This window comes from Maricaulis salignorans (assembly GCF_900103475.1).
GTDB classification, from domain to species: domain Bacteria; phylum Pseudomonadota; class Alphaproteobacteria; order Caulobacterales; family Maricaulaceae; genus Maricaulis; species Maricaulis salignorans.
In genome coordinates, this window is the sequence record NZ_FNHG01000001.1 from 338,393 (window position 1) to 365,089 (window position 26,697).

The following is a 26,697-nucleotide window of genomic DNA, read 5'->3' on the forward strand; positions in this document are numbered from 1 at the left end:
TCACAGCCTCGCCACGCCAAAACTATTGGGCCGCAAGGACCGGTGAGCCGCTTCCCAAACAATGCCCAGCATGAAACCAAGCGCCTTGCGGGTATCGCGCGGATCGATCATGCCGTCATCGAGCATATGACCCGAGGTGTAGAAAGCATCCGACTGGCGATTGAAATGCTCCGCCAGCTGTTTCGATTGCTCGGCCATCATCGCCGGGTCGAGTTCGAAACCGCGTGTCTGGGCAGCCTCCTCTGCGACAATACCCATAACCGTCGCCGCCTGTTCACCGCCCATCACGCCCATCGAGGCATTGGGCCAGGAGAAGAGGAAGTCCGGGTCGAAACCGCGCCCGCACATGCCGTAATTCCCGGCGCCATAACTGGCCCCGATCATCAGGGTGAGGCGTGGCACGGAGGCATTGGTCACCGCCTGGATCATCTTGGACCCATGCTTGATCATGCCAGCCTGCTCGTATTCACGCCCGACCAGATATCCGGTTGTGTTTTGCAGGAAAATCAATGGCGTAGCGGCCTGGTCGCAAAGCTGGATGAATTGCGCGGCCTTGTTGGCCCCCTGCGGATCGATCGGGCCATTATTGCCGATAATCCCGCAAGGATAGCCATAAATGGAGGCTTGCAGGCAGACCGTCGAGACACCGAAACCCGGTTTGAAATCAGAGAAATCCGAGCCGTCCACGATACGCGCGACGACTTCGCGGACATCATAGGGTCTGCGATAATCGACCGGGACGATGCCGGCCAGCTCGCCGATATCCAGCCGGGGTTCTTCGAACGCCACCGGCCGCCGCTCGGGGCAATTGGCATTCCAGTCAAAGCGCCCGACCAGTTCGCGGACCATGGCGACCGCTTCATCATCACTGGCCGCCAGATACTCGACCAGACCGGAGGTCTCGCTGTGCATCTGCGCTCCGCCCAATTCCTCATCGGTCGCGATCTCGCCGGTCGCGGCCTTGAGCAAGGGCGGGCCAGCCAGGAAAGCCTTGCCGCGATCCTTCACGGCGACGACATAATCGGACAGGCCCGGCATATAGGCGCCGCCGGCCGTCGAGGAGCCATGCAGGATGGCGATGGTCGGTATGCCGGCCTTGGAGAGGCGCGCCAGATTGGCGAACAGGGCGCCGCTGAGCGCGAAACTGCCGACATCATAGTTCAGCAGATCACCGCCGGCGCTCTCAACCAGATGAATAAAGGGGAGTTTCTGTTGCAGGGCGATCTCTTCGGCCCGGCGTAGCTTATAGCCGCTGCCGGCCATGATCGCCCCGGCCCGGATGCCGCTATCATCGACCGTGACGACGCAGCGCACGCCGGAGACATAGCCAATTCCCGCGATCAGCGTCGAACCGGGGATGGATTTCGCCTCGTCCTGGGTATCGACCATATAGCCGGCGAGATTGCCGATCGCCAGGAAGGGCATGCCCGGATCGAGCAATCGGGCGAGCCGGTCGCGCGGGGTGAGTTGTCCCCGCTTTTCGAACCGCTCCCGGCGTCGTTCCGAGGCGATGGCCGCGCGGCCATTCAGGGTTTCCAGCCGGTCGATCAGGGCCAGCATATCGGCCCGGTTCTGTGCGAAATCAGGCCGTTGCGGATCAGTGCTGGTCTGGAAAGCTGTCATGCCATGGCCTCTGTGAGGTTGAAGCGTTGCGCCAGCTCGACCGGGATCTCGATCGGTGTCGCCAGCAGGATCTGGGCATAGCCCTTGCCCTGAGGGTCATTGCGCAGGCTGGCAATGCCGCCGCCACCGAGTACATCGTGCAACAGAAAATTGATCGCATGGCTGCCCGGCAGGAAGAAGCGTTCCACCGGGCCGTCGAGGAAGTGCGCAAAGCGCTCCGCCACGATGTCCGTCGTCAGCCCGTGCCAGATCGGCGGCAGAAACGCCGGTTCGCGCGCGATAATGCCGATATTGGCGTTATTGCCCTTGTCGCCTGAACGCCCCCAGGCCAGCGCAATCAGGGGCACGCGAACGATATCCGGCGCGGTGCCGGGTTTGGCGGGGGGCTCTGGCCGGGCGAGCGTTGGTGCGGGGGCCTTCGTGAGCGGGGGCTCTGCATAGTCGAGCGGCTTGCCATCCAGCTCGATGCCGATATCGATCATTTCCCGCGGGCAAAGGCAGGAGAAAAGCCGGGTGACCGGTGAGGGTTTCGGCCGCCCGCCCTGAAAGCCGGAAAGACCGGGCGGCGATGCCAGCCCCAGTCCGGCGGCTTCTCGTAGCAGCAGGCCGGCACCGGCGGCGTCGGCATGCCGGGCTGCGAGCTTGAGCACAACCTCACGCGCATCGCTGCCGCGGCCGAAGGCCCCGAACTGGCTCTCACTGCCCAGAATTTCCGTACTGGTTTCGCTAAACGGCGGGGCGTTCAACTTGCGCAGGATGGTGCCGGCCCGGGCGAGTGCCGCGTCGGCGAAACCCTGCGCCTTGCGGCTGGCATCCAATCCGTAAAAGCTCAGATAGAGGCCCGCACGCCAGCCATCCTGCCAGGTCAGGCTGGCCTTGTATGCTGCCGGCGGAGGTCCGCCGCGGGCACCGCTGATGACGACCTGGTCCGGACCTGCCTGCACGATCGTCACCTGTGAGAAATCGCAACGCACATCGGGCAGGGCATAGTCCTGCGGGTCGCCAATCTCGTAGAGCATTTGTTCCGAGACCGTGCCGACGCTGACACATCCCCCCGTGCCGGCGGGCTTGCTGACGGTGAAGTGGCCATCGGGTTTGATCTCGGCGATGGGATAGCCGATCTCGGCAATCCCGGTCGCGACGCTCTCCCAATCGGTGAAATTGCCCCCCGTCGCTTGTGGGCCGCATTCCAGCACATGGCCGGCAAGACTGCCGCTCGCGAGCCGGTCATAATCCTGGCGCGACCAGTCAAAGGCATGGATGCAGGCGCCCAGCGTGACGGCGCTGTCGACGCAGCGGCCGGTAATCACGATATCGGCGCCGGCATCGAGCGCAGCCGCGATGGGGAAGGCTCCGAGATAGGCGTTCAGGCTGGCAATCCTGTCGAGTGGCGGGAAGGCCTCGGCTGTGAACATTTCCGTCAACCCGCCCCGGGCCAGTTCTGCCGCGCGAGGCAAGAGGTCGTCACCGGTGATCACGGCGACCTTCAACTTCAGCCCCGCTTTTTCGATCAAGGCGCGGACAGCGGCGCCGCAAGCCTCGGGATTGACCCCGCCGGCATTGGAGATGACGCGCACGCCCCGGGCCGCGATAGCGTCGATATTCGGGGCGAGGGCGGCGGTTACAAAATCGGTCGCATAACCGGCTCCCGGATCGCGGGCGCGGGCACGGGCCAGGATCGACATGGTGATTTCAGCGAGATAGTCGAAGACGAGGTAGTCCAGTGATCCGCCCGCCAGCAATTGCGGGACGGCCATGGCGCTGTCGCCCCAATAGCCGCTGGCTCCTCCAATACGGATCGCATTCTTTGTCATCGGATCTCCGTGCCAACTCGGGCGGCGAATGCGCGCCTGCGGTGCAGCCCGTTTCGGACATCTGACAGGCGTGGTTATTGTCGAGTGAGTTAAACTCAGTTTTTTGGGTTGATCAATATTATTGATCTGTAGTGCGCCCTCTTCACCCTGTGATAGCTAGCCAGGGGAGTCGATGAGGTCGGTTCATTCGGCTTGATCCTGGGCGACTGGCGCTACCTTGAGTGCGGCCCGCGCCGGCTTCACTTCGGGGCGGGACAGGAGGGGTGTCGGCCGTGAGGTGGTCTGCTGTCGGGTGTTTCACATCTGGCACCCTTGCCTGCTATGCTCTGCCGACAAGGCCCGGCCGCTTCCAGGGCCCAATTGGGGGATTGAATGTCCGACGCTTTTTCCATTGTACAGGACGGCGCGATTGCCCGCCTGACCCTGACGCGCCCCGAGCGGGCCAATGCGCTGGGATCGGCCTTCTGGCGTGACTTCCCGTTGGCGATTGATGCCCTCAATCAGGCCGGCCAGACGCGTGTCCTGCTGATCGAATCCGAGGGGCGGCATTTCTGTTCGGGCATGGATACCGACGCGTTCACATCGCTTGGCAAGAGCGATTCCGCCCATGACCGTTTCCAGTTTCGCGCCAACCTCCTGGTGCTGCAGGAGACGCTGACCAAGCTGGAGCAGGCCAATTTTGCCGTTATCGCGGCCATTCAGGGCGCCTGTCTGGGTGGTGGGCTGGACCTGGTCCTGGCCTGCGACATCCGGGTCTGCTCGCAAAATGCCAGTTTTGGCATTGAGGAGACCAATATCGCTATCGTCGCCGACCTCGGCAGTTTGCAGCGCGGCGTTCACGCGCTGCCCTATGGCGTGATGTGCGATATGGCGCTGACAGGCCGGCGCATGCCGGCGGCGGAAGCGGCGCGCTATGGCCTGGTTTCATCGATCGAGGCCGATGATGCGGCGTGCCGGGCACGCGCGGCGGAGATCGCCGAGACTATTGCCAGCAAGTCGCCTCTGATGACGGTGGGCATCAAGCGCAGTTTGCAAAATGCCCGCGACGCCGCCCTGGCCGATGGCCTGCGCTTCATTGCGGACTGGAATGCCGGCATGTTTTCGCCAGCCGAGGTTGGCGAAGCCCTGACCGCGCGGATGGAAAAGCGCGAGGCGGTCTTTCAGTCAATGGCCGGGCCGGACGCTTCCGGCGAATAGCGCAGAGCGCTGTCAGGCGCCGTCTTCATCGGTGCTGGCCAGCGCCTCGAGCCGGGCGACAGCCGTTTCAAGCCGGTCCGACAGGTTGGCGACCTGGTCAGTGGTGGGCATGTTTTCGGTAGCGGCATAGCTGCGCTTGAATGTGTGCATCAATTGCTCGATCGCCAGATCCATGTCGGGCTTGCAGGCGCCGTGGAGCATGATGGTGCGGGCGGCATATTCCAGCGTGCCGTAGAATTGGTCGCGCAGGTACCAGATCTCGGTTTTTGGCTGGATATGTCCGACGGCAATGCCGCTTTCGATCAATTCGTCGAACACCGCCGTATAGGCGCGCTTGAAATCGAGATCATCGCCGATCTTGATGCCCGGCTGGTAGCGGATAGAGAAGCCGAGTTCGATCAGCTTCCACTTCTCGATCATGCTGGTCAGGTGATAGCGCGCCAGCGCTTCAATGCGCTCGAAATAGCCGCGCTGGTCACGCAGACTGGCATGGGCACCGCGGGTCAGTTCTGACCAGTGCTCGGCAACGACGCCCAGCATCAACGCGTGCTTGTTGCGGAAATAGAGATAGAGCGTGCCCTCGGCGATGCCGGCGCGTCTGGCGATCTCCGACATTTTGGCGCCGGCATAGCCGCTTTCCAGATAGATCGCTGTCGCTGCGGCAATGATGGCGCTTTCGCGTGCTTCGCCGCTGGGTCGTCTGGCATGGGCCATGGAGGCTTTCCCGTATTCAGTTTGTCGTCTGTTACCCTTGGAGTGAGCGCCCCTCATCTTGGCGCCCGATCCGCTCATTTTTCAAGCGCAGAAGTTGGGAGCCCTGGCCCGGTGGTGAGTGGTCATGGCTCGTCCGGTCCCGGGGCCCGGCTGATGGTGCGGAAGCCGATATGCGAGGCGGAGAAGTCCCATTCCTGGGCCTGCCGCGCGGCAGGACGAAAGCGGGCGCAGAAATTGGGCGCGCACAGATAGGAGCCGCCGCGAATTGTGCCGGTTGCCGGATCGGCGCTGAATGGGCTGGAGGTCCACTCCCAGACATTGCCGGTCATGTCGACCAGGCCAAGATCATTGGGCTCATAACAGCCGACCGGTGCCAGGCCTGCAAAACCGTCATCGCCGGTGTCGATCGCCGGAAAAGGGCCCTGCCAGCTATTGGCGCGCCATTGTCCGTCCGGACGGAATTCATCGCCCCATTCGAACTCGGCGCCAGCCTGCCCGGCCCGTGCCGCGACTTCCCATTCGGCTTCTGTCGGCAATTCGCCGCCGGCCCAGGCGGCATAGGCCGCAGCGTCGGCATAGGCGATATGGACGACGGGATGGTCATCCAGGCCCTCGATCGAACTGCCCGGGCCGTAGGGTGTTTGCCAGCTGGCACCGGGGATGAAACTCCACCAATAGCCCTGACCGGCACTGACGCCAAACACGGCTGAGCCGGCGGTCAGGACCGCTGGGTCAATATCGGGATAAGCGGCAGGGTCCGGCGCCTGCTCGGCGATGGTGCGATAACCGGTGGCTGCGACGAAGCGCGTGAATTGGGCATTGGTCACTTCATGCCGGTCAATCCAGAACCCGCGGGTCTCGACCTGTTGCGGGCCGGTCTCCTCGCGATAACGCGGCGTGGCGCCGATTTGATAGCGTCCGGCAGCCACCCAGAGCCGGTCGTCGGCGGGGGTCGCGGTGCAATGCCGGAGCGCTGGCGGCTCACCGGTCGTGTCGCGGTCGAGTAGCCAATAGCCGGCTGCGGCACCGGACAGAGCCAGCAAACCCGCAGCGCCGGCAAGGATCCATTTCTGCATGATGGCTCTATCCCTCTCAGCGCCAGGACTGAAAACTGACACCGTCATCGCCGGTCGGCAGGCTGACGACCAGGCCATCCTCGGCAATCCGGATAGGTCCGGAGTAAGCCGCAGCGGCGTCTCCGAGGAAGGCGGCATTGAGACTCCGGCTGGGCAGCGCCGGGACAATGTGATTGAGCACAAGGGCCCGTGCCTGCGCCGAGCGGGCGACAGAGGCGGCCTGTTCCGGCGTGGTGTGGTAGTCGCGGATGTCGATCATGATCGTATCCAGCCGCTCATTGCCGCGAGCCCGGGCGCCTGCATTGATGATGTCGAGCAGGTCGGGCTGCAGCGCCTCAACAACCAGCAGATCTGTTCCCGCCGCGAGGGCCTGGAAACCCGGTGAGGCATCCGCGACGAGGTCGCCGCTCATCACCAGGGAGCGTCCCTGGTAATCGAAGCGATAGGCTACGGCCGGGCTGGCCGGGGCGTGGTCTACCGCGACGGCCCAGATCGTCAGCCCGTTATTCTCCAGCAATTTGACCGGAGCGGTCTGATCGAAACCGGCAATCGCGAAGGGCTGTGCCTCCATGCCAAAGCCGGAGGGCGGCGCGATGACCTCGCCATGATGTCCGGTGCGATAGGTTGCGTCGATCGCATAGGCCTGATTGAAGCCGGCCACGACCGTCTCGACGCCGGCAGCGCCATAGACAGGCAGGGGTTCGTTGCGCCCCTCGCCGATCCAGCGTTGCAGCGCAAGGTCGCCGAGCCCGCCAATATGGTCGGAGTGGAAATGCGTCAGGAGGACGGCTTCGATCTGCCCGGCCGGAATCCCCATCAGCAACAGATTGCCAACCGAACCGGCGCCGGAATCGACGACGAATAACCGGTCGCCCGCGATCACAACGGCGCAGCTCGGCGCGCGCGACGGATCGGGCAGGGGCGAGCCGGTGCCACAGAAAGCCAAGTGCAGACCATCGGGCAGTTCAGCCATCCGGTCGAGTGACATCTGGCGGTCCACGCGGCGCTCATAGAGCGCGCGGGCCAACTGCGCCTGGAACGCAAAAGCCAGACCGGTGACGAGCAGGGCGAGGCCGAGGGCCCCGAACAGGACGCGTTTCAACATGCTCGTTATCCTTGGCTGGTCATGATGAGTTGGCTTCCGCCCGGGCTGAAAGGGCCTGTTCAATGCGCCAGAGGCGATCCTGGCCCCAGACTGACAAACCGCCGGTGTGGAAGGAGGGCACGCCCCAAAGGCCGAGCTCCAGCAATCGCTCACGATTGGTCTCTGCGACGACGCGCCAGCTTTCATCACCGAGGGCGGCCTTGGCTGCCGCCCAGTCCAGCCCGGCGCGTTCGACCAACAGGCGCAGGCCGTGATCGGATCCGGCATCAACGCCCTCAGCCCACACGCCGCGCAGGAAGCTGGTCAGGAATTCACGACCCTTGTCCTGGCCCATCGCAAAATGGAGTACCGCGAGGCCGCGCTCGGTCGGTGGCCCGAGCGGGTCGCAGATATTGCCGAAGGGCAGGCCGAGGCGCTCGGCCTCACGTTTGGCATCGAGCAGGAAATACTGACCCTTGCGGCGCGGTACCGGCAGGCTCCGCATCACCATGGGCAGGACGAAACGGATCTCGACCTGGGTTTGCCAGCGGTCGGCGAGCGCAAAAGCGCGCTCCATGGCGAGATAGGTGTAGGGGCTGCGCAAGGATGGGTAGACTTCCAGAACGCCGCCACTCTCGCCGCTGGCCTGGCTTTCGAGCAAGGGCGGTGCGAGTGGTGACGTCGAAGTGCCGGCGCGCGCGGCGCCGAGGTCAGTCAGGCGAGCTTCCAGATAGTGTAGCCGATCGGCGGTCCAATACCATTCGCCCCCATAATAGAGCGTGGCGCTCTGGAAATGTCCGAGCTCGTCGCGCAGGGCCGAGCCTTGCTCTGCCGCATTCGCGGCAGCCTCGGGACTGGCCTCGCCGAAACCGGCGGCGGCGGCAGCCATGGCGCCGTCGTCGCGGCGCCACAGGGCTTCATCGGTCGCGATGGCGGCCTGCAAGACGTCTCGGCTGTTCAGGGCCGCGGTCACGATCGCGGCGGCGCGCGCTTCCAGCGCTGAATCAGGCGCATGCCCCGGATCTGTGAAAGGCAGGCCGAACTGCCGGGCCAATGCGGCGGTGTCGCGCCGGGCGCAGTCGGGCAAGCGTTCAGGGTCTGGATTTACATCCGCGGCAGGAAGACCGGTGAGATGGACGGTCAATTCGATATCGAACCGTTCACACAGGGCCACGGCCAGCGGCGCCATCAAGGCGCAGGCAGGGTCGCCCGGACGGTGAAAATAATGCACCCGATGGGGTTCATTGCGCCGTACCCGCTTGGCCTCGGCGCGCTTGCGCCTGGCCTCGCGCCGGGCGGAACTTGTCAGGGCGCGATAAACCTGCCGTCTCAACCAGACCCGCATCCTCATTCCTCAATTCGCCCAGTGGACATATTCGTCATCCACGGATCGCGGTTCGAGAATATGCCGGTCGATATAGACCGGCGGGGCCACGAGGCTCGGCCAGATCGGCTCGGCCTGCACGGCGTCGATCGCGTTGAGGGCCTCGGTCATGACCGCCAGGCGGTCCGGCTCGGCGGCCGCCAGATTGACCTGTTCGGTCGGGTCATCATTGAGATTGAACAGCCAGGTTCTCGGCGGCAGCTCGGAGATTTGCAGCTTCCAGCCATCGCGCATCAGGACGCGATAGCGATCCGATCGCCAGAACAGGTCGCGCTCCGGCGGTGCGGTGTCGGCTGCATCGATCAGGCCGAGCATATCAATCCCGTCCATCACGCGATCCTGCGGGATCGGTGCTCCGGCTGCGTTTGCGGCGGTGGCGAAAATATCGACATGGGCGGCCGGTGCTTCGACGATGGTCCCCGCCGCGATACGGGCCGGCCAGTTGACGAACATTGGCACCCGGATTCCGCCTTCGAAGAAGGTCGCTTTCCAGCCGCGATAGGGCGCGTTGATTTCCGGGAAGCCGACATAGCTGGCGCCGCCATTATCGCTGGAGAAGACGATCAGCGTATTGTCGGCAATGCCCTGTTCCTCAAGCGAGGCGACGATCTCGCCGACAGCGCGGTCAGCCGCGCGGATCATCGCGGCATAGACCCGCAGGCGTTCATCCTCGATCTCCGCGAGCGCGTCATAGTCCGAGCGCAGCGCCTGCAGTGGTGTATGCGGCGCATTGAGCGCGAAATACATGAAGAAGGGCCGGTTCGCATTGGCCTCGATGGCGGCAACGGCATTGTCGGCAAGATAATCGGTCATATAGCGATCAGGATGGAAGCGCTGGCTGCCATTATGGCGCACGGCGAAGTTCAGATTGGGCCACAGGAAACGGTCAATCGGGTCGAAATCAGCGACCGCATTGACGACATCCGGGTCGTCGACATCCATGAATAAGGCGGCCCCGGGCATGAAGCCGAGCCACTCGTCAAAACCCTGGTTTTGTGGCTGGAATTCTTCCGCGCCGCCGAGATGCCATTTGCCGAAGAACAGTGTGCGATAGCCCTGGTCACGCAGGAGTTCGGCCATGGTTATTTCGCTCGTCGGCAATCCCTGCTCATCAAGCGGAATTGCGTCGCTCTCACGATCGGCGTGATAGACTGCCGGGTGCGGACCGAAATCGAACGAGCCCAGCAGGCGGTGAAACGGCACCGGCGCCGGGGTAAATTCGAAGCCGAACCGCGTGGCGAAACGACCGGTCATGATGGCCGCGCGCGAAGGAGCACAGGTGGCGTTTCCGGCATAGCCGTTGGTGAAAATGGCGCCACGTGCCGCCAGCGCGTCGATATTGGGCGTTTGCAACAAGCCGCCAGCAACGCCGCCGCCGAAGGTGGAAATGTCATTGATGCCCAGATCATCGACCAGAATGACGATGATATTGGGCTGACGGTCTCCGGCCGCTGTGTCAGCGGCCGCCGGGCCCTGATCCCAGGCAACCGGTTGGGTTGCCAGAATCGGATCTCGCATCCGGTTGATCATGCCGGGCAGGCCGATCCGGTAATGCATGAAGGCGCCAAAGCCGGCGGCCAGCACTGCGGCACCGGCAGCGAGGAATATCCAGAGACGCATGTTCATCATCTATTTCCCGTCCTCACCTGTATTGACGATGCTCCGGGCGCCCTTGGCGAAACGCTCGGCGGCGCTGCCGGTTTCCTTGCCCTTGGTCTTGGCAAGCATTTCGGCGAGATCATAGGGCACCTTGATCCCGGCCTGGGCAGCCGGGCGTTCGGCGATCTGGTCGATCCAGCGCTTCAGATGGGTGTAGGGCTCAAGGTCGACGCCGGACCAGGATGCGGTGCGGGCCCAGCACCAGTTGGCGATATCGGCGATCGAGTATTCGCCGGCCAGGTATTCATGCCCGGCCAGGCGTCCGTCGAGCACTGAGAGCAAGCGGGCGGATTCGCCCTGATAGCGCTTGATTGCCACGTCGATCTTTTCGGGCATGTAGCGATAAAAGACATTGGCCTGCCCCATCATCGGGCCCAGGCCTCCCATCTGGAACATCAGCCACTGGATCACGCGCGAGCGACCCTTCGCGTCTGACGGCATCAGACGGCCCGCCTTTTCGGCGAGGTAGATCATGATGGCGCCGCTCTCGAAGACGGTGAAATCATCGGCCTCGCGGTCGCGGATGACCGGAATGCGGCCATTTGGATTCATCGCCAGAAACCCGGGGGTTTTCTGGGCGCCCTGCATCAGATCGATGGCGTGCACTTCATAGGGCAGGCCCAGTTCTTCAAGCGTTACGGAGGCTTTCCAGCCATTGGGCGTGGCGGATGTGTAGAGTTCGATCATGCGGCGCTCCCCAGTCCGGCATTTGACAAGGCCGGTGATTTCGAGTGACGGTAGGATATGTCACACGGTGCGTCAATTGTTTGGCGATGGACGCTGTCAAGTTTTGGGGAAATGCCATGCAAATGATTCTGCGAGCCGCTACCGCGCTGTCCGCCCTTGTACTTTGCGCGATCGGCGCAGCATTTCTGATCACGCCGGACCTCATCATGGCTCCGCTGGGCCTGCATGCTGACGGCGCGATCGGTCTGAATTTCCTGCGCGGTGATGCTGGTGCCTCGCTGCTCCTGATCGGTGCACTGGCCGGTCGGGCAGCCCTGGCTGGCGATGGCAGCAAGCTGGATATCCCTGTGGCATGGGCCATGCTTTTGCTGGTCGGTCGCATCATCGGCATGGTGGTCGACCCGGACGGGCTCGCCGCCCTGCCGCTCTTTGCCGTCGATTCCGGTCTTTTGCTGGTCCTGATGCTCGGCCGCTGGAAAATGAAGAGGGCCGTGTGATCGCGACAACCGGATCCAGGACCACGCAACCCGGCGACGGACGCACGCGTCGTCGATCGGACAACCGCGACCGGATCGTGACGGCTTTTCTCGAGCTGATCCGCTCGGGCATGGTGTCGCCGAGCGCGCAGGCGGTGGCCGAGCGGGCGAAAGTCAGCCCGCGAACGGTTTTTCGCTGTTTTCAGGATATGGAATCGCTCAATCGCGAGGTCGTCATTGCCCTGCGGGATGAATTCCTGCCACGCGCAACACTGGATCTGTCGACCCCGGACCGCCGTGAGCGGCTGATCCGGCTGGTGAGAAACCGGGCTTCCATGTTCGAGGACATGACCCCCTTCCGCCTCGCCGCCGAGGCCTATCGACACCGCTCCGGCGTGCTCGCGGGCGATCATGCCTTTCTGGTGGCGATGGAGCGGGAGCGCCTCGATGCGGCGGTCAATCCTGACAGACGGCTCGATGCCGTGACGGCCGAGGCTCTGTCCGCGGTGACCTGTTTCGACTTTTGGCGCCGCTTGCGGTCGGACCAGAATTTGCCGCCAGAGGAGGCGGCGCGAGTGATGCTGGCTGCGGCCCTGGCGATCCTTGACGGCGGTCCGGATGCCGGGCCGGTCAGCGTTGACGCCATATCCTGATGGCATTGTAGAGGCCAAATCCACCCAGTCCGAGGATCAGCAGGATCACAAATCCCAGCTGCCAGCCGTAGAATTCGAGCTGCCGCAGGGTGGCATTGATCGAGATCTGGCCGTGGACATCATAGCCTTCGGGCAGGTCGAGCACGCCATTGGCTTCGGCATAGGTGGTGTAGTCTTCAAGCATGGATGCGGCCAGTGCCGGTTGGCCGGGGGCGAGGTCGAAGGTTTCGCCGGGGTCGACGGCCAGGTTGAATAATTGCCAGTTTCCATCGCCCCAGGGCGGCATGGTTCGGACCAGTTTATAATCGCCGCGGAACAGGGCCGAATTTCCGGAGACCTCGAAACCCACTGCATCATCAGGTGTATAGGCGGCATCAGCCTCACCGCTTATGACGGCACGCAGGCTGCGGCCTGTGACGTCACCCGTCATCCCGGACAGGCCCGCCAGGTCGAGAATTGTCGGTGTTACGTCAGTGACATAGCCCGCTGCTCGGCTGTGCTGACCGCTGGCGATTCCCGGTCCGGCGATCAGGAAGGGGACGCGCAATCCGCCTTCCGAGGCATAGAATTTGAACAGGTTGAACGGGGCGGCTGCGGCCATCGCCCATTCCGGGCCGATAAAGGCATAACTGCCTGTTTCGCCCAGATTTTCCAGCTCCCGGCTATAGCCGTGCAGAGACATCCAGGTGCCGAAACCCGGCTCGCCGACCGGATGGCTGGGCTCGGGACCGTTATCGGAGGTGACGATGAACACCGTATTGTCGAATTCTCCTGTTGTTTCTAGGTGTTCAACCAGGCGGCCGAGATGGTGATCCATCGCTTCGAGCATGCCGGCATTGACCGCCATCGAGCGCGCATACAGGGCCTGGTCCGCTTCGGACAGGTCCGACCAGGCGCGCATGCGCTCCGGCAGCGGCATGATGGATGTTGTCGCGGACACCAGCTCCAGCTCTACCGCTCGCCGGGCGCGAGCCTGCCGCAAGGCTTCCCATCCCTGGCTGTAAGTCTCGTGGTAGTTCGCGGTGAACTCGGCGGGCGCCTGGATCGGGATGTGAATCGCCTGGAAGGCGAGATAGGCGAAAAACGGATCATCGCGGCCGGCGTCGGCATCGATATAATCGATCATCCGGTCGACGAGGAATTCCGAGGAGTAGAATTCGTCCGGCAAATGCGCGCGCGTGCCATCCTCGAACCAGTCGGCGGTCCGGTAGAAGGGCATATAGGGTTTTTCTTCCCAATTATCGGCGCCGGACGCGTCGAGCACGAAGGAGCGGTCGAAACCGTGCGCGTCGGGCAGATCGCCTTCGCCATGCCCGAGATGCCATTTGCCGGTCATATAGGTGCGATAGCCGGCCGCCTGCAGCCGGTCGGCGACGGTGACGACGCCCGGTTCCAGGCTCATGCCATAGCCCGGCTGGCCGCGGTGTTCCGGTGGCAGGACTTCGGGAATGGTCGCCAGGCCGGTGCGATGATTATCGAGCCCGGTCAGCAACATGGCGCGTGACGGCGCGCATAGCGGCGAGGAATGGTAATTCGAGAAAATCATGCCGCGCCGCGCCAGCCGGTCGATTACCGGCGTGCGGGCCTCGCCGCCATAAATGCCGAAATCCATGAAGGCGGCATCATCGACCAGGACGAGCACGAAATTCGGGCGTTCCGCCGGCGCCTGTTGCGCCAGCAGTGCCGGCGCCGCCATGAGCGCGCCGATCAGGCCCAGCCCGGCCAGAATTCCGCTTGTTCTCGCCCGCATGGCTTTTCCGTCCCGTTATCTCTGCGTGATCATTATTGTGGCAGACACTATGACATAATATCGGGCGGGACAATCCATCACGGCGCGGGACGCCGGTTCAGGCGGGGTCGACGGTCAGCCGGGTGCGCTTCTGGGCCTGGTCGATATTGCGATAGGTGAGGGTGAAATTGACCGCGATCGACAGGCGTGGTTCGGGCTGGAAATGCGGCACGACCTCATGCCAGACAAAGGCCGGGAACATGATCATCAGGCCGGGGCGCGGATGGACATGGGCGTGGTGTTGCCAACCACCCATCAGCGAAGCGTTGAAGCGCGGATCATGCAGGATCAGCGCGCCCTCGGCCGGCTGCCAGTAATTCTTCATCGCTGATTGCGCTTCCAGCACCGGCCGATCGGTCGGGGTGGTGGCGACATAATAGACCGAGGCGATGTGGGCGACATGATTGTGCGAGGGCACATAATGGCGCGCGGCCGAGACATTGGCGAACATCTGCATCTCGACATCGAACTCGCCGATCCAGCCGATCTGGCGGCAATATTCGGTCAGATCGGCCAGCGCCAGCGTCTCCAATTGCTTGAAGGCAGGGACGGTGCCGGCCAGGTCACACAGATTGATCGAGTCGGATTTCTGGGCCTGGTCGGCGCTGCGATAAAAGGGGTCATCGACCAGGGCCTGCTTCAGCGCGGCATTGAGATCGGGCACCTCATGCTCCCAGGTCACGACCGGCGTCGGGAAGAGGTCGTAGCGGCGCGAAACTTCTTGCTTGCTTTGTGTCATGCGATTTGAGACTCCAGTGACGGGCAGGGGAGATCACCTTGCCCGACAGGCCGATCGGGATGTTTCCGCTTGCGGGACGCCGTTGAGTATCGGTCTGGCTTCTGGCGATGCGGAACACGTAAAATGCTGAAATTCGTGCGGGTGATAGCGGGGATTGATCCGGACTATCAGCGCCATCTGGAAGGGATACAGGACGTCTTCCTGAAGGCCTTCCCGTTCAATTCGAGTTACATCGACAAGATTGCCCACTACTCCGCCGGAGAATACCCGCCCGATTGCGAGGTCATTCTGCTCTGCGCCACGAAGGCCGGCAAGGTGCTCGGCTTCTCCGTCACATTCTTTTTTGCCGATATCAAGGCCTCCTATCTCGACTATATCGCCAGCGATCCGGCGCGCGCCTCGCGCGGGATTGGCGGGGCGCTCTACGAGATGACGCGAGAGGATCAGCGCAAGCGCGGCTCAAGGCGGCTCTTCCTCGACAGCCTCCCCGACGAGGCCGAATTGCTCAATGAGCACGAGCTCCTCGCCGACGGTCGACGCCGCATGGCTTTTTACGAACGGCTCGGCGCGCGGCCGGTGCTGGGCACCGGCTATGAGCGCCTGGTCACCAGGTCGAATATGGGCGATGCCAATATGCTGCTGCATGACGGGATGGGCGATGAGAAACCGCTCCATCGCCGCACGCTGAAGGCCGCCATCGCGCGGATCATGCAGGCCAAGAATGGCATGGCCGCTGACGATCCGGTTCTGGTCGAGCTGCTGGCCTCGATCCAGGACGAGCCGGTGCGGATCCGGCCGCCGCAATACACCAATCTGCGCCCGAAGAAATTGCCCGCTCTGGCGCGGCCGATTGATGTTGTGATCACTGCCGATGAAGCGCCGTCGATCGAGCACTCGCCCTTCAAGGGCTATTACGAACGCCCCGCCCGCGTCGCCGCCGTGCGCAAGGCGCTGGAAGGCCTGCCGGTCAATGATCACGAGGCCGGCCGCTGGGGGCTGGAGCATATTCTCGAAGTGCATGATCACCGCATGGTGAAATTTCTCGAGGAGACCGCGACCCGCATCCCCGAAGGGCGCATCGTCTATCCGGAGATCTTCCCGATCCGCCATGCCGACCGCCTGCCGCGCAATTTCGAGATGCGCGCCGGGTATTTCTGTATCGACACCTCAACGCCGCTGACCCGCGCTGTCTATCCCGCCGCCCGCCGCGCCGTCGATGCGGCGCTCAGTGGTGCCAGGCTGATCAGGGACGGCAAGGCCGGCTGGGCCTATGTCGTGGTCCGCCCGCCGGGCCATCATGCCGAGCGCCGCGCCTTTGGCGGGTTTTGCTATTTCAACAATGCCTCGATCGCCGCGCATCATCTGTCAGGCCAGGGCAAGGCCGCCGGCAAGACGGCGAAACCGGCCCGCGTCGCGGTGCTCGATATCGACCATCATCACGGCAATGGCACCCAGGATATATTCTACGAGCGCGATGATGTCCTCACCGTCTCGATCCACGGCCATCCGGAGGATTGCTACCCCTTTTTCGCCGGCTTCGAGGATGAGCGCGGCCGCGATGCCGGGCTCGGCTTCAACCGCAATTATCCGATCCGGCCCGGCGTCGATGATGCCGGCTATCTGACCGTGCTCGGCCGTGCGCTGCGGCGCATCAAGGCGTTCGCGCCCGACTATCTGGTGGTCAGCCTCGGCGTCGACATCATGAAGGGCGATCCGACCGGGAATTTCTTCATCACGCCGGAGGGAATGCACCGTATTGCCGAGGCGATCGGCCGGGAGAAATACAAAACCCTGATCGTGCAGGAAGGCGGCTATAGTCTCGCCAATATCCGGCGCGGTGTGCAGCAATTCCTGCTGGGCTTCGCCGCCGGGCAGGAGGCGCCGCGCGGTGAGGGGGTGAAACCGCGCAAACCGCGTGCGGCGGGCGACTGAGGCAATCCGTCACCTTACCGTTCCGTAAGGTGACGTTATATTGTATCGTTGACATGCTATCGCTGAGGGAGTGCTGGAAGCTTATGCGCATGAATCAGAGTCATCATCGCAAGCGGGCATTCATGCCCGATTGGCGGCGACTGGGCCTCGGCCTGGTCGTGGTCTTGCTGATGAGTCTGCAAGGCGCGGCCGCCATGGCGCACCGCAATGCGCATTATCAAGAGTTCGAGCCGGACCATATCAGCCTGACGGCACAGTCCGGTTCCGATGCGCCAATGCCGGGCAATCCGGCCCCGGCGGCGCAATGCAAGCTTTGTCATTCCTCCCTCGGGTCTGTTTCGATACTGCCGGCAGCCCAGACCGGCCTGTCGGTAGCCTTCACCGTTTCCAGTGTGGCACGCCCGGTTCTCCACCAGCCCCATACGCGCGCCGTGCCGAAGGGCGTCTGGCGCGTGCGCGGACCGCCGCTTCATCTCCACGCCTGACTGCCGATCCGCCGTATCGCCCCTGCCGGGCGATGACGGCCTTTCCCAGCTTTCGATGGAGGATGTCCATGAGACATTTGTTGAATGCGGCCGCGCTAGCCGGCCTCACGAGTATTGCCAGCCCAGCCTTTGCTGATGACGATCTGTCATCCATCCGCGCCGAGATCGACGCGATGCGCAGCGAGTACCAGTCCCGGATTTCAGAGCTTGAAAACCGGCTTGCCGAAGCGGAAACTCGCGCCGCCAATGCCGAGGCGACGGCCAATTCCGCCCGCACGGCGGTGGCCGCCATTCCGCCGGCGGCCACAGTGGCGCCCCGGGCCATGCCGGTCTCCAGCGCCAGCCGGACCGCTGACAATGCCTTCAATCCGGGCATTTCCGTTGTCCTGAACGGGCAATACGCCGCCAGTAGCGAGGATCCCGATGGTGCCGGCGTGTCAGGCTTTGCGCTCGACGAGGAAGCCGGACGTCCGGAGCGCGGTTTCAATCTCGGTGAGTCCGAGATCGTCCTGACCGCGAATATCGACCCGTCCCTGTATGGCAATCTCACCTTTGCGCTGACCCCTGAAGGCGAGGCCGAGGTCGAGGAAGCCTATATCCAGACCACAGCCCTGGGCGGCGGCGTCACCCTGCGCGGCGGCCGGCTCTTCTCCGGCATCGGCTATCTCAACGAAGTGCACGGCCATAACTGGTCCTTCTCCGACCAGCCCTTGCCTTACCGCGCCCTGCTCGGCGGACAGTATGGCGATGACGGGGTACAGCTGCGCTGGCTCGCCCCGCTCGACCAGTATGTCGAATTCGGTGCCGAGCTCTACAAGGGTGACAGCTTCCCGGCCGGCGGTGCGGCCAATGGCGGTACCGGCACCCAGGCGGTCTGGGTCCGCACCGGCGGCGATATCGGCGATAGCTCGAGCTGGCTCGCCTCGGCCTCCTACATGAATGCCGGAGCGGATGATCGCGATATCGATGGCAGTTCCTTCACCGGCGACGAGACGCTGGGCATTCTGTCCCTCGTCTATAAATGGGCACCGGGCGGTAATCGCCGCGAACAGAATCTCACCCTGTCGGGGGAGTATTTCTTCGACACGATGGAGGGCGAATTTGACGCCGTTCCAATCAGTCTCGATCGCAGCGGCTGGTATGCCCAGGGCGTGTATCAATTCCGCCGCCGCTGGAGTGTCGGCCTGCGCTATGCCGCGCTGACGCCGGACAGTGTGCCAGCGGCCCTCGCCGGCAGCGTGTTTGATGCTGACGGGGTTGATCCCTGGGCGGCGACGGCCCTGCTCGAGTTCGACACCAGCGAATTTGGACGCCTGCGGGCCCAGTTCACGCATGATGAAACCGGTCCGGTCGCGAATGATGAATTCCGGCTGCAATACACCGTCATTTATGGGCCGCACAGCGCCCACCGCTATTGAGGACTGGAACCGTGATCATGAAAAACTTCATCCCCGGTGCCGCGATGGCGGTTGCCCTCAGCCTGTCTGTTTCAGTCCCGGCCTTCGCCGATCTGCGGGTCTTCGCCTGCGAACCGGAATGGGGCGCCTTGTCGGAGGAAATCGGCGGCGATCATGTCGATATCTATACCGCCACGACGGGCGGCCAGGATCCGCATCATATCCAGGCCCGGCCATCCCTGATCTCCCGCGCCCGCCGCGCCGATATCCTGATCTGCACCGGTGCGACGCTGGAAATTGGCTGGTTGCCGCAAGTCGTGCGCCAGGCGGCCAATCGCAATATCGCCGAAGGTCAGCCAGGATATTTCGAGGCGACCAGCGTCGTGACCATGCTGGAAGTGCCCAGCTCGGTGGATCGCTCACAAGGCGATGTCCATGCACCGGGCAATCCGCACATCCAGACCAATCCGCATAATATCGCTCTGGTTGCCCGGGCCCTGGGCCAGCGCTTCATCGAGCTCGATCCGGCCAATGCGAGCGTGTATCAGGCCCGGCTTGCAGACTTCCTGCAGCGCTGGGATGCGGCCCTGCTGCGCTGGGAGGCCGAGGCGGCGCCCCTGCACGGTCTTCCCGTGGTGACCCAGCATCAAAGCTGGATCTATCTGGAAGACTGGCTCGGACTGGACCGGGTCGCCGTGCTGGAATCCCAGCCGGGTGTTCCGCCCTCGAGCGGGCATCTGGCCGAAGTGGTCAGCACGCTGCAAGACCAGCCGGCGCGGATGGTGATCCGGGCCGCCTATGAGGATGATCGGCCGACCCATTTCATTGCCGAGCGGCTGGGAATCCCTGCCGTCGAGCTGCCCTTTACGGTCGGCGGCAATGATGCGGCCGATGACCTGTTTGGCCTGTATGACGAAACCCTGCGCCGGCTTCTGGCCGCTGCAGCACAGGAGTAGCTGACATGGGCGCGCTGGAACTGAGCCTGTTGTTTCCGGCCTTTATTGCCGGGCTCCTGGTCATCTCGACGCATGTGCCAATGGGCCGTCAGGTGCTGGCGCGTGGCATTGTCTTCATTGATCTGGCGATTGCCCAGGTCGCCGGGCTCGGCGTGACCGCTGCTGCCGCCTTCGGCTTCGACGGGGCGGGCTGGACGGTGCAGATCTCGGCGGTCGCGGCCGCCTTGCTCGCGGCCTTGCTCCTGCGCTGGACCGAGCGACGCTGGCCGTCTGTGCAGGAGGCCCTGATCGGCGTCCTGTTCGTCTTCGCCGCCAGCGTCGAGCTCTTGTTGCTCGCCAATAATCCCCATGGCGGCGAGCATCTCAAGGACTTGCTGGTCGGTCAGATCCTCTGGGTCTCGATCGACAGTCTCTGGCCCGTCGCGGCGATGTATGCCGTCGTGCTGGCGGTCTGGTTCCTGGCGCGCGACCGTATCGGCCGCTTCGGTTTCTACGCCCTGTTCGCCCTGGTCGTGACCCAGTCGGTGCAGCTGGTCGGCATCTATCTCGTCTTCGCGACGCTGATCGCGCCGGCCCTCGCGGCCCGCTTCTGGCCCGACCGTTTCGGGCTCGCCATCGCCTATGGTGTGGCTGTCGCAGGCTATGTCATCGGTCTGCTGGCCTCGGCGGCCTTCGATCTGCCGACGGGGGCAGTGATCGTGGTCGCGATTGTCGGCCTGATGTCGGTCTCGATCCTGCTGCGCGGACCGGAGAAACCCGTCGCCCCGGCTGACGGCTGAAACGCAAACGGCCCGCCGGCACACAGGTGCTGGCGGGCCGGTTCTCAGGGGCAAACGGTCTAGATGATCTCGTCTTCGTCGAAGATCGGGTCGGCCTCGAATTCGAGCGCCATATTGTCGAGCGTCGATTCCGCGTCGGCGGCCTTGCTGAGCTTGGCGATGTGGAACAGGCCATCGCCCTCATTGACCACCGGCAGATTGGTGCGGCCAACGATCAGGCCGGGCTCCTCGACAATCAGCTCGATCTCGACCTCGCCGAAGGGATCGGAAATCACGCCCAGCACATCATTGGCCATCACCTGGTCGCCAATCGTCTTGTAGCTGCGCATCAGGCCGCCGGCCGGTGCGCGTATCCAATAGCTCGAGCGCGACTTCATTGGCGGGGTGCGGGGACGCGTGGCATCCTTGGCGGGCAGCATTTCCAGATGACGCATGACGCGCATGATGCCGGTGACGCCGGCACGGATGGCGAATTCGTCGAAGCGCAGTCCTTCGCCCGCCTCATAGAGCAGCACATCGACGCCGGCTTCCTGCGCCGTGTAGCGCAGCGAGCCCTCGCGGGTTTTCGAGGTCAGGATCAGTGGCGCACCAAAGGCCTCGGCCAGCTCCATGGTGCGCGGCATCGCGGGTGAGATGCGGATCTGCGGCAGATTGGTGCGGTTGATGGCGGCGGAGTGCAGGTCAATCCCGACATCGGAGCGCTTGACGATCTCCGTCATGAAAATGTGCGCCAGCCGCGCCGCCAGTGATCCCTGGGTGCTGCCGGGGAAGCAGCGATTGAGATCGCGCCGGTCGGGCAGATAGCGCGAATGCGACATGAAGCCATAGGAATTGACGATCGGCACAGCCAGCAGTGTGCCGCGCAGCCGGTTCAGGGCCGGATTGCGCAGCAGGCGGCGTACGATCTCGACACCGATGATCTCGTCACCATGAACCGCAGCGCTGACGAACAGCCTCGGTCCGGCGCGCTTGCCGTGGACGACATGCGCCGACATGGTGACGGGCGTGTGGTCCGACAGCACGCTGACCGGCAGGTCGACCGTGGCGCGGCTGCCGGCGGCAATGGCATGCCGGCCGATTTCGAAAGCGGGACGGGCCGGCATCAGCCCGCGCCCTTGGTCTTGGTCTTGCCGGGCACGCTGGTCTTCTCCAGCGTCTCGATAATCTTGCCGGCGACATCAATCCCGGTCGCTTTCTCGACGCCTTCTAGGCCGGGCGAGGAATTGACCTCCATCACCACCGGGCCGTGATTGGAGCGCAGCATGTCGACGCCGCAGACATTCAGCCCCATGCTTTTGGCGGCGCGCACGGCGGTCGAGCGCTCTTCCGGTGAGATCTTCACCGCCTGGGCCGTGCCGCCCTGGTGCAGGTTGGAGCGGAACTCGCCCTTGGCGCCGGTGCGCTGCATCGCCGCGACGACCTTGCCGCCGACCACGAGGGCGCGGATGTCCGAGCCGCCGGCTTCCTTGATGAATTCCTGCACCAGGATATTCACGCCGGCACCGCGGAAGGCCTCGATGACGGATTTGGCGGAGCGGTCGGAATCGACCAGCACGACGCCAATGCCTTGTGTGCCCTCAAGCAGTTTGATGACCAGGGGCGAGCCGCCGGTGACGGCGAGCACTTCGGTGGTCTGTTTGGGATCATGGGCGAAGGTCGTCACCGGCAGGCCAATCCCGTCGCGCGCCAGCAGCTGCAAGGAGCGCAGCTTGTCGCGCGAGCGCCCGATGGCGACGGATTCATTGAGCGGATAGACGCCCATCATCTCGAACTGGCGCAGCACGGCGAGGCCGTAAAATGTTACCGAGGCACCGATGCGCGGGATGACCGCGTCGTATTTCGGCAGTTTCTCGCCATTGTAGTAAATCGCCGGATTGCGCGAGGCGATATTCATGTAGCAGCGCAGCGTATCGATGATGTCGAGCTCGTGGCCGCGTGCTTCCGCCGCCTCTTTCAGGCGCTTGTGCGAGTAGAGATTGGCATTGCGGGCCAGCATGGCGATTTTCATGGCGATAGTCCTTTCAGAGGTGGTCGGACAGCGGCCGGATGGTTCGCCGTCAGCATGTGTCAGGCCGGTTGGCCTGCGGCCGGCACGGGATGGGAAGGCGGTCCGCTGAGGAATGAGCGGCCCGGATTGACGCAGATCCGGCGGTTTCGCAGCGCCGTTCGCCCCAGGATCAGGTCGTATTTCATCGGTTCGCGATCGGCGAGCGAGAGTTCGATTGACCATTGGCGCGAGCCGAGCGTCAGCCGGGTTTCTATGACATGGCGCAGCTCGGGAATGCCGCTGGTATTCTTGATTTCACGCCGGTCCGCAATCGGGGCGAGGCAGCGTTGGACATGACGGTCCTCGGTGAAGGTCACATCGAATTCCACCCAGGTTTCGCCGGCGCGCTCAAACTCGCGGACGATGGACGCATTGAGCGCAGAAGTGCGCGCACCGGTATCGATCTTGGCGTGGAGCGCCGGGATATCGAGGCCCGGTAGCCCGACGATTTCGCGCCAGCCGATTTCTGTCCTGGGGGAGGCGCGGTGAGGCTTTGTCACCGCAGGCTTTCCTCATTGGCGCGCCGGTAGTTCACGAAGGAATTCGCACTCAGAACCACGAAAAAACTGTCCATGTCGACAAGGATATAGCCGCGTTCGAGCAGGCTTCGGGTCAGTTGGCGGATATCATCATCATAGAGGCGGCGGCGTTGAAATATCTGGCGCAGGAGCTTGTTCGATATCCGGAACCGTCCCTTCGGCTTGCCGCCGAACGGTGTGTCGAACAGGGCTGCAAGCTTGTCGGCGGCCGTCTCGAAGCAAGGTGGGGTCAAATTCATGCCACACGATAGAAAGACATAAAATAATTGTCCAGAGAAAGTTTTTTATGTCATTAAGCAGTAAATCCATAATCGATACGCACTGATCCGGAGGGCGTCCCGTGTCGCAGACCCACCCAGAACCTGAATTCGACGAACCCGGCGATATCCACGACCGGATCCGCGACGCGATTGCGGCCGATGATGTCGACGGGCTGGAAGCCTTGCTCGCGACGCTGACGCTCAGCGATGCCCTGCGTGAAATCCTGCAATTCGCCCCGAAGGAACGCGACCGCATCTTCGGCATGCTGCATGCCGACCGCGCCGCCGAACTGATCAATGAGGCACCGAACGAAATTGCCGTCGAACTCGTCGAGCGGCTCTCGGTGGGCACCGCCGTCGATATTATCGATGAGCTGGATTCCGATGTTCAGGCTGATGTCATCGGCGAGCTCAGCGATGAGGATGCCGAGGCGATCCTGGCGGAGATGGATGAACAGGACGCCGCCGATGTCCGGCGTCTGGTCTCCTATGATGACGGCACGGCCGGTGGCCTGATGATCGCCGAGGCGTTCACTTTTCACGAAGGCGATACGGTCGGCCAGGTTCTGCGCCGGCTCGCCTCCGATGAGGAGGACTTCGAGCCCTATCGCGGTCAGCACCCCTATATCCTCGACGCAGAGGAGCGGCCGGTCGGGGTTGTCTCCTTGCGGGCCTTGCTGACCTCCAAGCGCAGCGCCGCGCTCTCCGGCATCATGAGCACACCGGTCACGGTCGGGGCGCAGGCTCCGCTCGATGAGCTGCGGGACCTGTTCGACAAGTACAGTTATCTGGGGATTCCGGTGGTGGAGGCCGATGGTCGCCTGGTCGGTGTCGTCTCCCGCTCGGCGATGGACGAGGCGGTCCTGGAGCGCTCCGAGTCCGATGGCCTGAAGCGCCAGGGTCTGGTTGGCGATGAGTTGCGCTCGCAACCGACCGTCCTGCGCGCGCGGCGCCGGCTCGCCTGGCTCTCGACCAATATTGTCCTCAACATCATCGCGGCCTGTGTGATCTCGGCTTATGAGGAAACCCTGACCGCCATCATCGCGATCGCCATCTTCCTGCCCATGGTGTCCGACATGAGCGGTTGTTCCGGCAATCAGGCGGTGGCGGTCACGATGCGCGAATTATCGCTGGGGCTGGTCAAGCCGATCGACGCGTTCCGGGTCTGGGCCAAGGAGGCCTCGGTCGGGGTGATCAACGGGATCGTGCTGGGCATCCTGATCGGGCTGGTGGCCTGGATCTGGAAGGGCAATGCGGTGCTGGGCGGCGTCATCGGCGTCGCACTGGCGCTTAATACCGTGCTGGCCGTCTCCATCGGCGGCGTAGTGCCGCTTCTGCTCAAGCGCTTCGGCCAGGATCCCGCCGCGGCGAGCGGGCCCTTATTGACGACCATTACCGACATGGCCGGCTTCTTCCTGGTACTCAGCCTGGCGTCAGCCTTCCTGCCCTGGATCGTCTAGGCGGGCTTTGGCCGGCGCACCGGGCCAGAGGTCTGGCTTGCGGCCTCAGAATTCCTTGATGCTGAGGCGAACGAGATCCTCGATCCGCTTCTGGAAGGCGGCCTGTCCGGGCGCCTCGATATCCCAGGAGCCGCGGATGATCTTGCTGACGATCAAACCGATAATGACGCTGCCCATCATGCGCGCGCGCAATTGCGGGCTCTCGCCGTCGAGCAATTGCGAGATCGGTTCATCGAAGCGCTGGACCATCGCGTCGCGCACCAGGGTCGCGGCGGTCCTGGACGAGGCCGAGCGCAGCATGATGAGCAGGTCCTCAACCGCCTCCTGGTCGCCATCCTTGCTGACGACCATCTCCGCAACCCGGACACTGAGCCCGTCGCGGCCGGCCTCGATCACATCGAGAGGTTTGTCCGGGCGCAGCAGGAGCTGGGCGAACAATTCTTCCTTGGAGCCGAAATAGCGGCAGACCAGGGCCGCATCGACGCCCGCCTTGACGGCGATATCGCGAACCCCGACCTGGTCATAGCTCTCGCGCGAGAAACAATAGCGCGCTGCGGCCAGAATTGCGGCGCGTGTGGCCTCGGCATTACGGGGGCGGGCGGGCTTGGTCATAAAACAATCCTGGTTCGCAGCAACAACTTGTCATCGGCTGTTGACATAGTATAGCCATCGGGCGCAATTATGTCATCGACCGATGACTTGTAGCCGCAGCTGCGCCCGTATCGGCCCATTTTCCAAGGACTCGACATGGCACGCCTCGCTCCCCGCTTCATTCTTTTCTGCTTCGCTTTTGCTTTGGCCAGCTGTGGCGGCGGCGGTGCCTCACAACAGGCGCCGGGCGCGCCGGGCGTTGATGTCGCCCTGCCCCTGGTCGAGCGGGTTGCCGACTGGGACGCCTTCACCGGCCGCTTTGACTCGCCGGAACATGTCGATGTCCGAAGCCGGGTCAGCGGCTATCTCGAGGCCGTTCATTTCGAGGATGGTGCCATCGTCGAGGCTGGCGATCTGTTGTTCACGATCGATCCGCGCCCGTTTGAAGCCGTGTTGGCTGCGGCCAATGGCCAGACGGCCCAGGCCCGGGCGCAATTGGCCCAGGCTCGCGCCGATCTTGACCGGGCCGAGCGCCTCGTGTCCTCGCGGGCAATCTCCGAAGAGGCGATTGAACAACGCCGCACCGCCGTGCGCACAGCCGAAGCCGGGCTGGCTTCAGCGAATGCCAATTCGGCTGCCGCCGCGCTCAATCTTGAATTCACCCAGGTGACCGCCCCGGCTGCCGGGCGAACCTCCTCGCGCATGGTCGATCCGGGCAATCTGGTGTCGGGTGGTAATTCCGCCGGTGATATCCTCACGACAATTGTCGGCTCAGACCCGCTCTATTTCGAATTTGATGCCTCGGAGGCTGTCTATCTGCGCTATCAGCGGCGCGAACGTACCGATGATGTCTCGCGCGTGGAAATCCGGCTGCAGGATGAGACGGAATACCTGCATGTTGGCGAAATCGTCTTTGCCGACAATCGCATCAATCCGGCCTCCGGCACGATCCGGGTGCGGGCGCGGGTCGCCAATCCGGACGGCCTGATCCGCCCGGGCATGCTCGGCGCGGCGCGCGTCGGCGGCAGCGCTTTCTATGAGGCGATCCTGGTCCCCGAGACCGCCATCCTTTCCGATGGACCACGGCGTCTGGTCTATGTCGTCAATGACGAGAATGTCGTCGAGCCGCGCATCGTCACGCCCGGCCCGCCGAGCGGCAATCTCCAGGTCATTTCCGCAGGCCTGGAGCCCACGGATCGCGTGATCGTCAATGGCATCATGCGCGCCCGCCCCGGCGTGACCGTGACCCCGCAGCTGGTCGAACTGGTCCGGGAGGACCTGGACGAGCCGACTGCGCTGACCCAGGCGCAACCCGCCTCCGCTGCCTATCCCGTCGAGCAGTAATCACCGCTCCCG

25 protein-coding genes are annotated in these 26,697 nt (G+C 63.6%); 10 read left to right on the forward strand and 15 right to left on the reverse strand.

All coding sequences use genetic code 11. The features are described 5' to 3' along the window. Together BLT42_RS01445 and BLT42_RS01450 are read right to left on the reverse strand one after the other, a co-directional pair. The gene (locus BLT42_RS01445) at positions 1–1,623 is read right to left on the reverse strand and encodes an acyl-CoA carboxylase subunit beta (protein WP_091765652.1); all 1,623 of its coding nucleotides are present in this window, start codon (positions 1,621–1,623) and stop codon (positions 1–3) included. Further along, positions 1,620–3,437 (reverse strand): acyclic terpene utilization AtuA family protein, encoded by a 1,818-nt coding sequence (locus BLT42_RS01450; RefSeq protein WP_091765656.1) that lies wholly within the window; start codon positions 3,435–3,437, stop codon positions 1,620–1,622. The genes BLT42_RS01445 and BLT42_RS01450 overlap by 4 nt, the downstream gene beginning before the upstream one ends. 372 nt (positions 3,438–3,809) lie before the next feature. Between BLT42_RS01450 and BLT42_RS01455 the strand changes: the two genes are divergently transcribed. Then, positions 3,810–4,634, forward strand: coding sequence for an enoyl-CoA hydratase-related protein (locus tag BLT42_RS01455; protein ID WP_091765659.1), 825 nt, complete (start codon positions 3,810–3,812; stop codon positions 4,632–4,634). A gap of 12 nt (positions 4,635–4,646) precedes the next feature. Here the strand turns inward: BLT42_RS01455 and BLT42_RS01460 are convergent, their stop codons facing one another. The 6 genes from BLT42_RS01460 to BLT42_RS01485 form a co-directional block, all read right to left on the reverse strand. Beyond that, a complete protein-coding gene (locus BLT42_RS01460; RefSeq protein WP_176780195.1) occupies positions 4,647–5,348 on the reverse strand; it encodes a TetR/AcrR family transcriptional regulator in 702 nt (233 codons plus the stop codon). Positions 5,349–5,470: 122 nt separating this feature from the next. Beyond that, positions 5,471–6,424, reverse strand: a complete 954-nt coding sequence (locus tag BLT42_RS01465) for an SUMF1/EgtB/PvdO family nonheme iron enzyme (RefSeq protein WP_091765665.1) — start codon at positions 6,422–6,424, stop codon at positions 5,471–5,473. Between the two features lie 16 nt (positions 6,425–6,440). Next, positions 6,441–7,529, reverse strand: a complete 1,089-nt coding sequence (locus tag BLT42_RS01470; protein WP_233342252.1) for an MBL fold metallo-hydrolase — start codon at positions 7,527–7,529, stop codon at positions 6,441–6,443. A 19-nt stretch (positions 7,530–7,548) separates the two neighbouring features. Continuing rightward, positions 7,549–8,841 carry a DsbA family protein gene (locus BLT42_RS01475; RefSeq protein WP_176780196.1) on the reverse strand — a complete coding sequence of 431 codons (1,293 nt, stop codon included), beginning with the start codon at positions 8,839–8,841 and terminating at the stop codon, positions 7,549–7,551. A gap of 21 nt (positions 8,842–8,862) precedes the next feature. Further along, positions 8,863–10,518 (reverse strand): sulfatase-like hydrolase/transferase, encoded by a 1,656-nt coding sequence (locus tag BLT42_RS01480; RefSeq protein ID WP_233342253.1) that lies wholly within the window; start codon positions 10,516–10,518, stop codon positions 8,863–8,865. 3 nt (positions 10,519–10,521) lie between these two features. After that, positions 10,522–11,238, reverse strand: a complete 717-nt coding sequence (locus BLT42_RS01485; RefSeq protein ID WP_091765669.1) for a glutathione S-transferase family protein — start codon at positions 11,236–11,238, stop codon at positions 10,522–10,524. 116 nt (positions 11,239–11,354) lie between these two features. Here BLT42_RS01485 and BLT42_RS01490 point away from each other — a divergent pair, with 116 nt between their 5' ends. Both BLT42_RS01490 and BLT42_RS01495 read left to right on the forward strand, forming a co-directional pair. Continuing rightward, positions 11,355–11,735, forward strand: coding sequence for a hypothetical protein (locus BLT42_RS01490; protein ID WP_143023997.1), 381 nt, complete (start codon positions 11,355–11,357; stop codon positions 11,733–11,735). A gap of 77 nt (positions 11,736–11,812) precedes the next feature. Then, complete coding sequence (locus BLT42_RS01495) at positions 11,813–12,367, forward strand: TetR/AcrR family transcriptional regulator (protein ID WP_143023998.1); 555 nt, start codon at positions 11,813–11,815, stop codon at positions 12,365–12,367. Here BLT42_RS01495 and BLT42_RS01500 read toward each other — a convergent pair. Both BLT42_RS01500 and BLT42_RS01505 read right to left on the reverse strand, forming a co-directional pair. Next, the gene (locus BLT42_RS01500) at positions 12,345–14,117 is read right to left on the reverse strand and encodes an arylsulfatase (RefSeq protein WP_091765677.1); all 1,773 of its coding nucleotides are present in this window, start codon (positions 14,115–14,117) and stop codon (positions 12,345–12,347) included. The two genes, BLT42_RS01495 and BLT42_RS01500, sit on opposite strands and share 23 nt — an antisense overlap. Positions 14,118–14,214: 97 nt before the next feature. Then, complete coding sequence (locus BLT42_RS01505) at positions 14,215–14,895, reverse strand: putative 2OG-Fe(II) oxygenase (protein WP_091765680.1); 681 nt, start codon at positions 14,893–14,895, stop codon at positions 14,215–14,217. A gap of 123 nt (positions 14,896–15,018) precedes the next feature. Between BLT42_RS01505 and BLT42_RS01510 the strand changes: the two genes are divergently transcribed. The 5 genes from BLT42_RS01510 to BLT42_RS01530 all read left to right on the forward strand — a co-directional run bounded on the left by BLT42_RS01510 (position 15,019) and on the right by BLT42_RS01530 (position 20,444). Then, positions 15,019–16,827, forward strand: coding sequence for a hypothetical protein (locus BLT42_RS01510; protein ID WP_091765683.1), 1,809 nt, complete (start codon positions 15,019–15,021; stop codon positions 16,825–16,827). Positions 16,828–16,949: 122 nt separating this feature from the next. Then, positions 16,950–17,312 carry a hypothetical protein gene (locus BLT42_RS01515; RefSeq protein WP_233342254.1) on the forward strand — a complete coding sequence of 121 codons (363 nt, stop codon included), beginning with the start codon at positions 16,950–16,952 and terminating at the stop codon, positions 17,310–17,312. A 68-nt stretch (positions 17,313–17,380) separates the two neighbouring features. Next, positions 17,381–18,730 (forward strand): coiled-coil domain-containing protein, encoded by a 1,350-nt coding sequence (locus tag BLT42_RS01520; protein WP_143024000.1) that lies wholly within the window; start codon positions 17,381–17,383, stop codon positions 18,728–18,730. Positions 18,731–18,747: 17 nt separating this feature from the next. Next, complete coding sequence (locus BLT42_RS01525) at positions 18,748–19,665, forward strand: metal ABC transporter substrate-binding protein (RefSeq protein ID WP_091765691.1); 918 nt, start codon at positions 18,748–18,750, stop codon at positions 19,663–19,665. Between the two features lie 5 nt (positions 19,666–19,670). Beyond that, complete coding sequence (locus BLT42_RS01530; protein WP_091765694.1) at positions 19,671–20,444, forward strand: metal ABC transporter permease; 774 nt, start codon at positions 19,671–19,673, stop codon at positions 20,442–20,444. Positions 20,445–20,503: 59 nt separating this feature from the next. Here the strand turns inward: BLT42_RS01530 and BLT42_RS01535 are convergent, their stop codons facing one another. Genes BLT42_RS01535 through BLT42_RS01550 form a run of 4 tightly spaced genes read right to left on the reverse strand, consistent with a single transcriptional unit; the run spans position 20,504 to position 23,269 of the window. After that, positions 20,504–21,547, reverse strand: coding sequence for a succinylglutamate desuccinylase/aspartoacylase family protein (locus tag BLT42_RS01535; RefSeq protein ID WP_091765697.1), 1,044 nt, complete (start codon positions 21,545–21,547; stop codon positions 20,504–20,506). Continuing rightward, positions 21,547–22,452 carry a 30S ribosomal protein S6--L-glutamate ligase gene (gene rimK / locus BLT42_RS01540; RefSeq protein ID WP_091765700.1) on the reverse strand — a complete coding sequence of 302 codons (906 nt, stop codon included), beginning with the start codon at positions 22,450–22,452 and terminating at the stop codon, positions 21,547–21,549. The genes BLT42_RS01535 and rimK overlap by 1 nt, the downstream gene beginning before the upstream one ends. Positions 22,453–22,511: 59 nt before the next feature. Continuing rightward, positions 22,512–22,991 (reverse strand): ATP-dependent zinc protease family protein, encoded by a 480-nt coding sequence (locus BLT42_RS01545; protein ID WP_091765703.1) that lies wholly within the window; start codon positions 22,989–22,991, stop codon positions 22,512–22,514. After that, positions 22,988–23,269 (reverse strand): hypothetical protein, encoded by a 282-nt coding sequence (locus tag BLT42_RS01550; protein WP_091765706.1) that lies wholly within the window; start codon positions 23,267–23,269, stop codon positions 22,988–22,990. The genes BLT42_RS01545 and BLT42_RS01550 overlap by 4 nt, the downstream gene beginning before the upstream one ends. 101 nt (positions 23,270–23,370) lie before the next feature. Here BLT42_RS01550 and mgtE point away from each other — a divergent pair, with 101 nt between their 5' ends. Then, positions 23,371–24,750, forward strand: coding sequence for a magnesium transporter (mgtE, locus tag BLT42_RS01555; RefSeq protein WP_091765709.1), 1,380 nt, complete (start codon positions 23,371–23,373; stop codon positions 24,748–24,750). Between the two features lie 45 nt (positions 24,751–24,795). Here mgtE and BLT42_RS01560 read toward each other — a convergent pair whose 3' ends face one another. Beyond that, positions 24,796–25,362 (reverse strand): TetR/AcrR family transcriptional regulator, encoded by a 567-nt coding sequence (locus tag BLT42_RS01560; RefSeq protein WP_091765712.1) that lies wholly within the window; start codon positions 25,360–25,362, stop codon positions 24,796–24,798. A gap of 135 nt (positions 25,363–25,497) precedes the next feature. Here BLT42_RS01560 and BLT42_RS01565 point away from each other — a divergent pair, with 135 nt between their 5' ends. Further along, positions 25,498–26,685, forward strand: a complete 1,188-nt coding sequence (locus tag BLT42_RS01565) for an efflux RND transporter periplasmic adaptor subunit (RefSeq protein ID WP_091765715.1) — start codon at positions 25,498–25,500, stop codon at positions 26,683–26,685. Positions 26,686–26,697 lie beyond the last annotated feature (12 nt).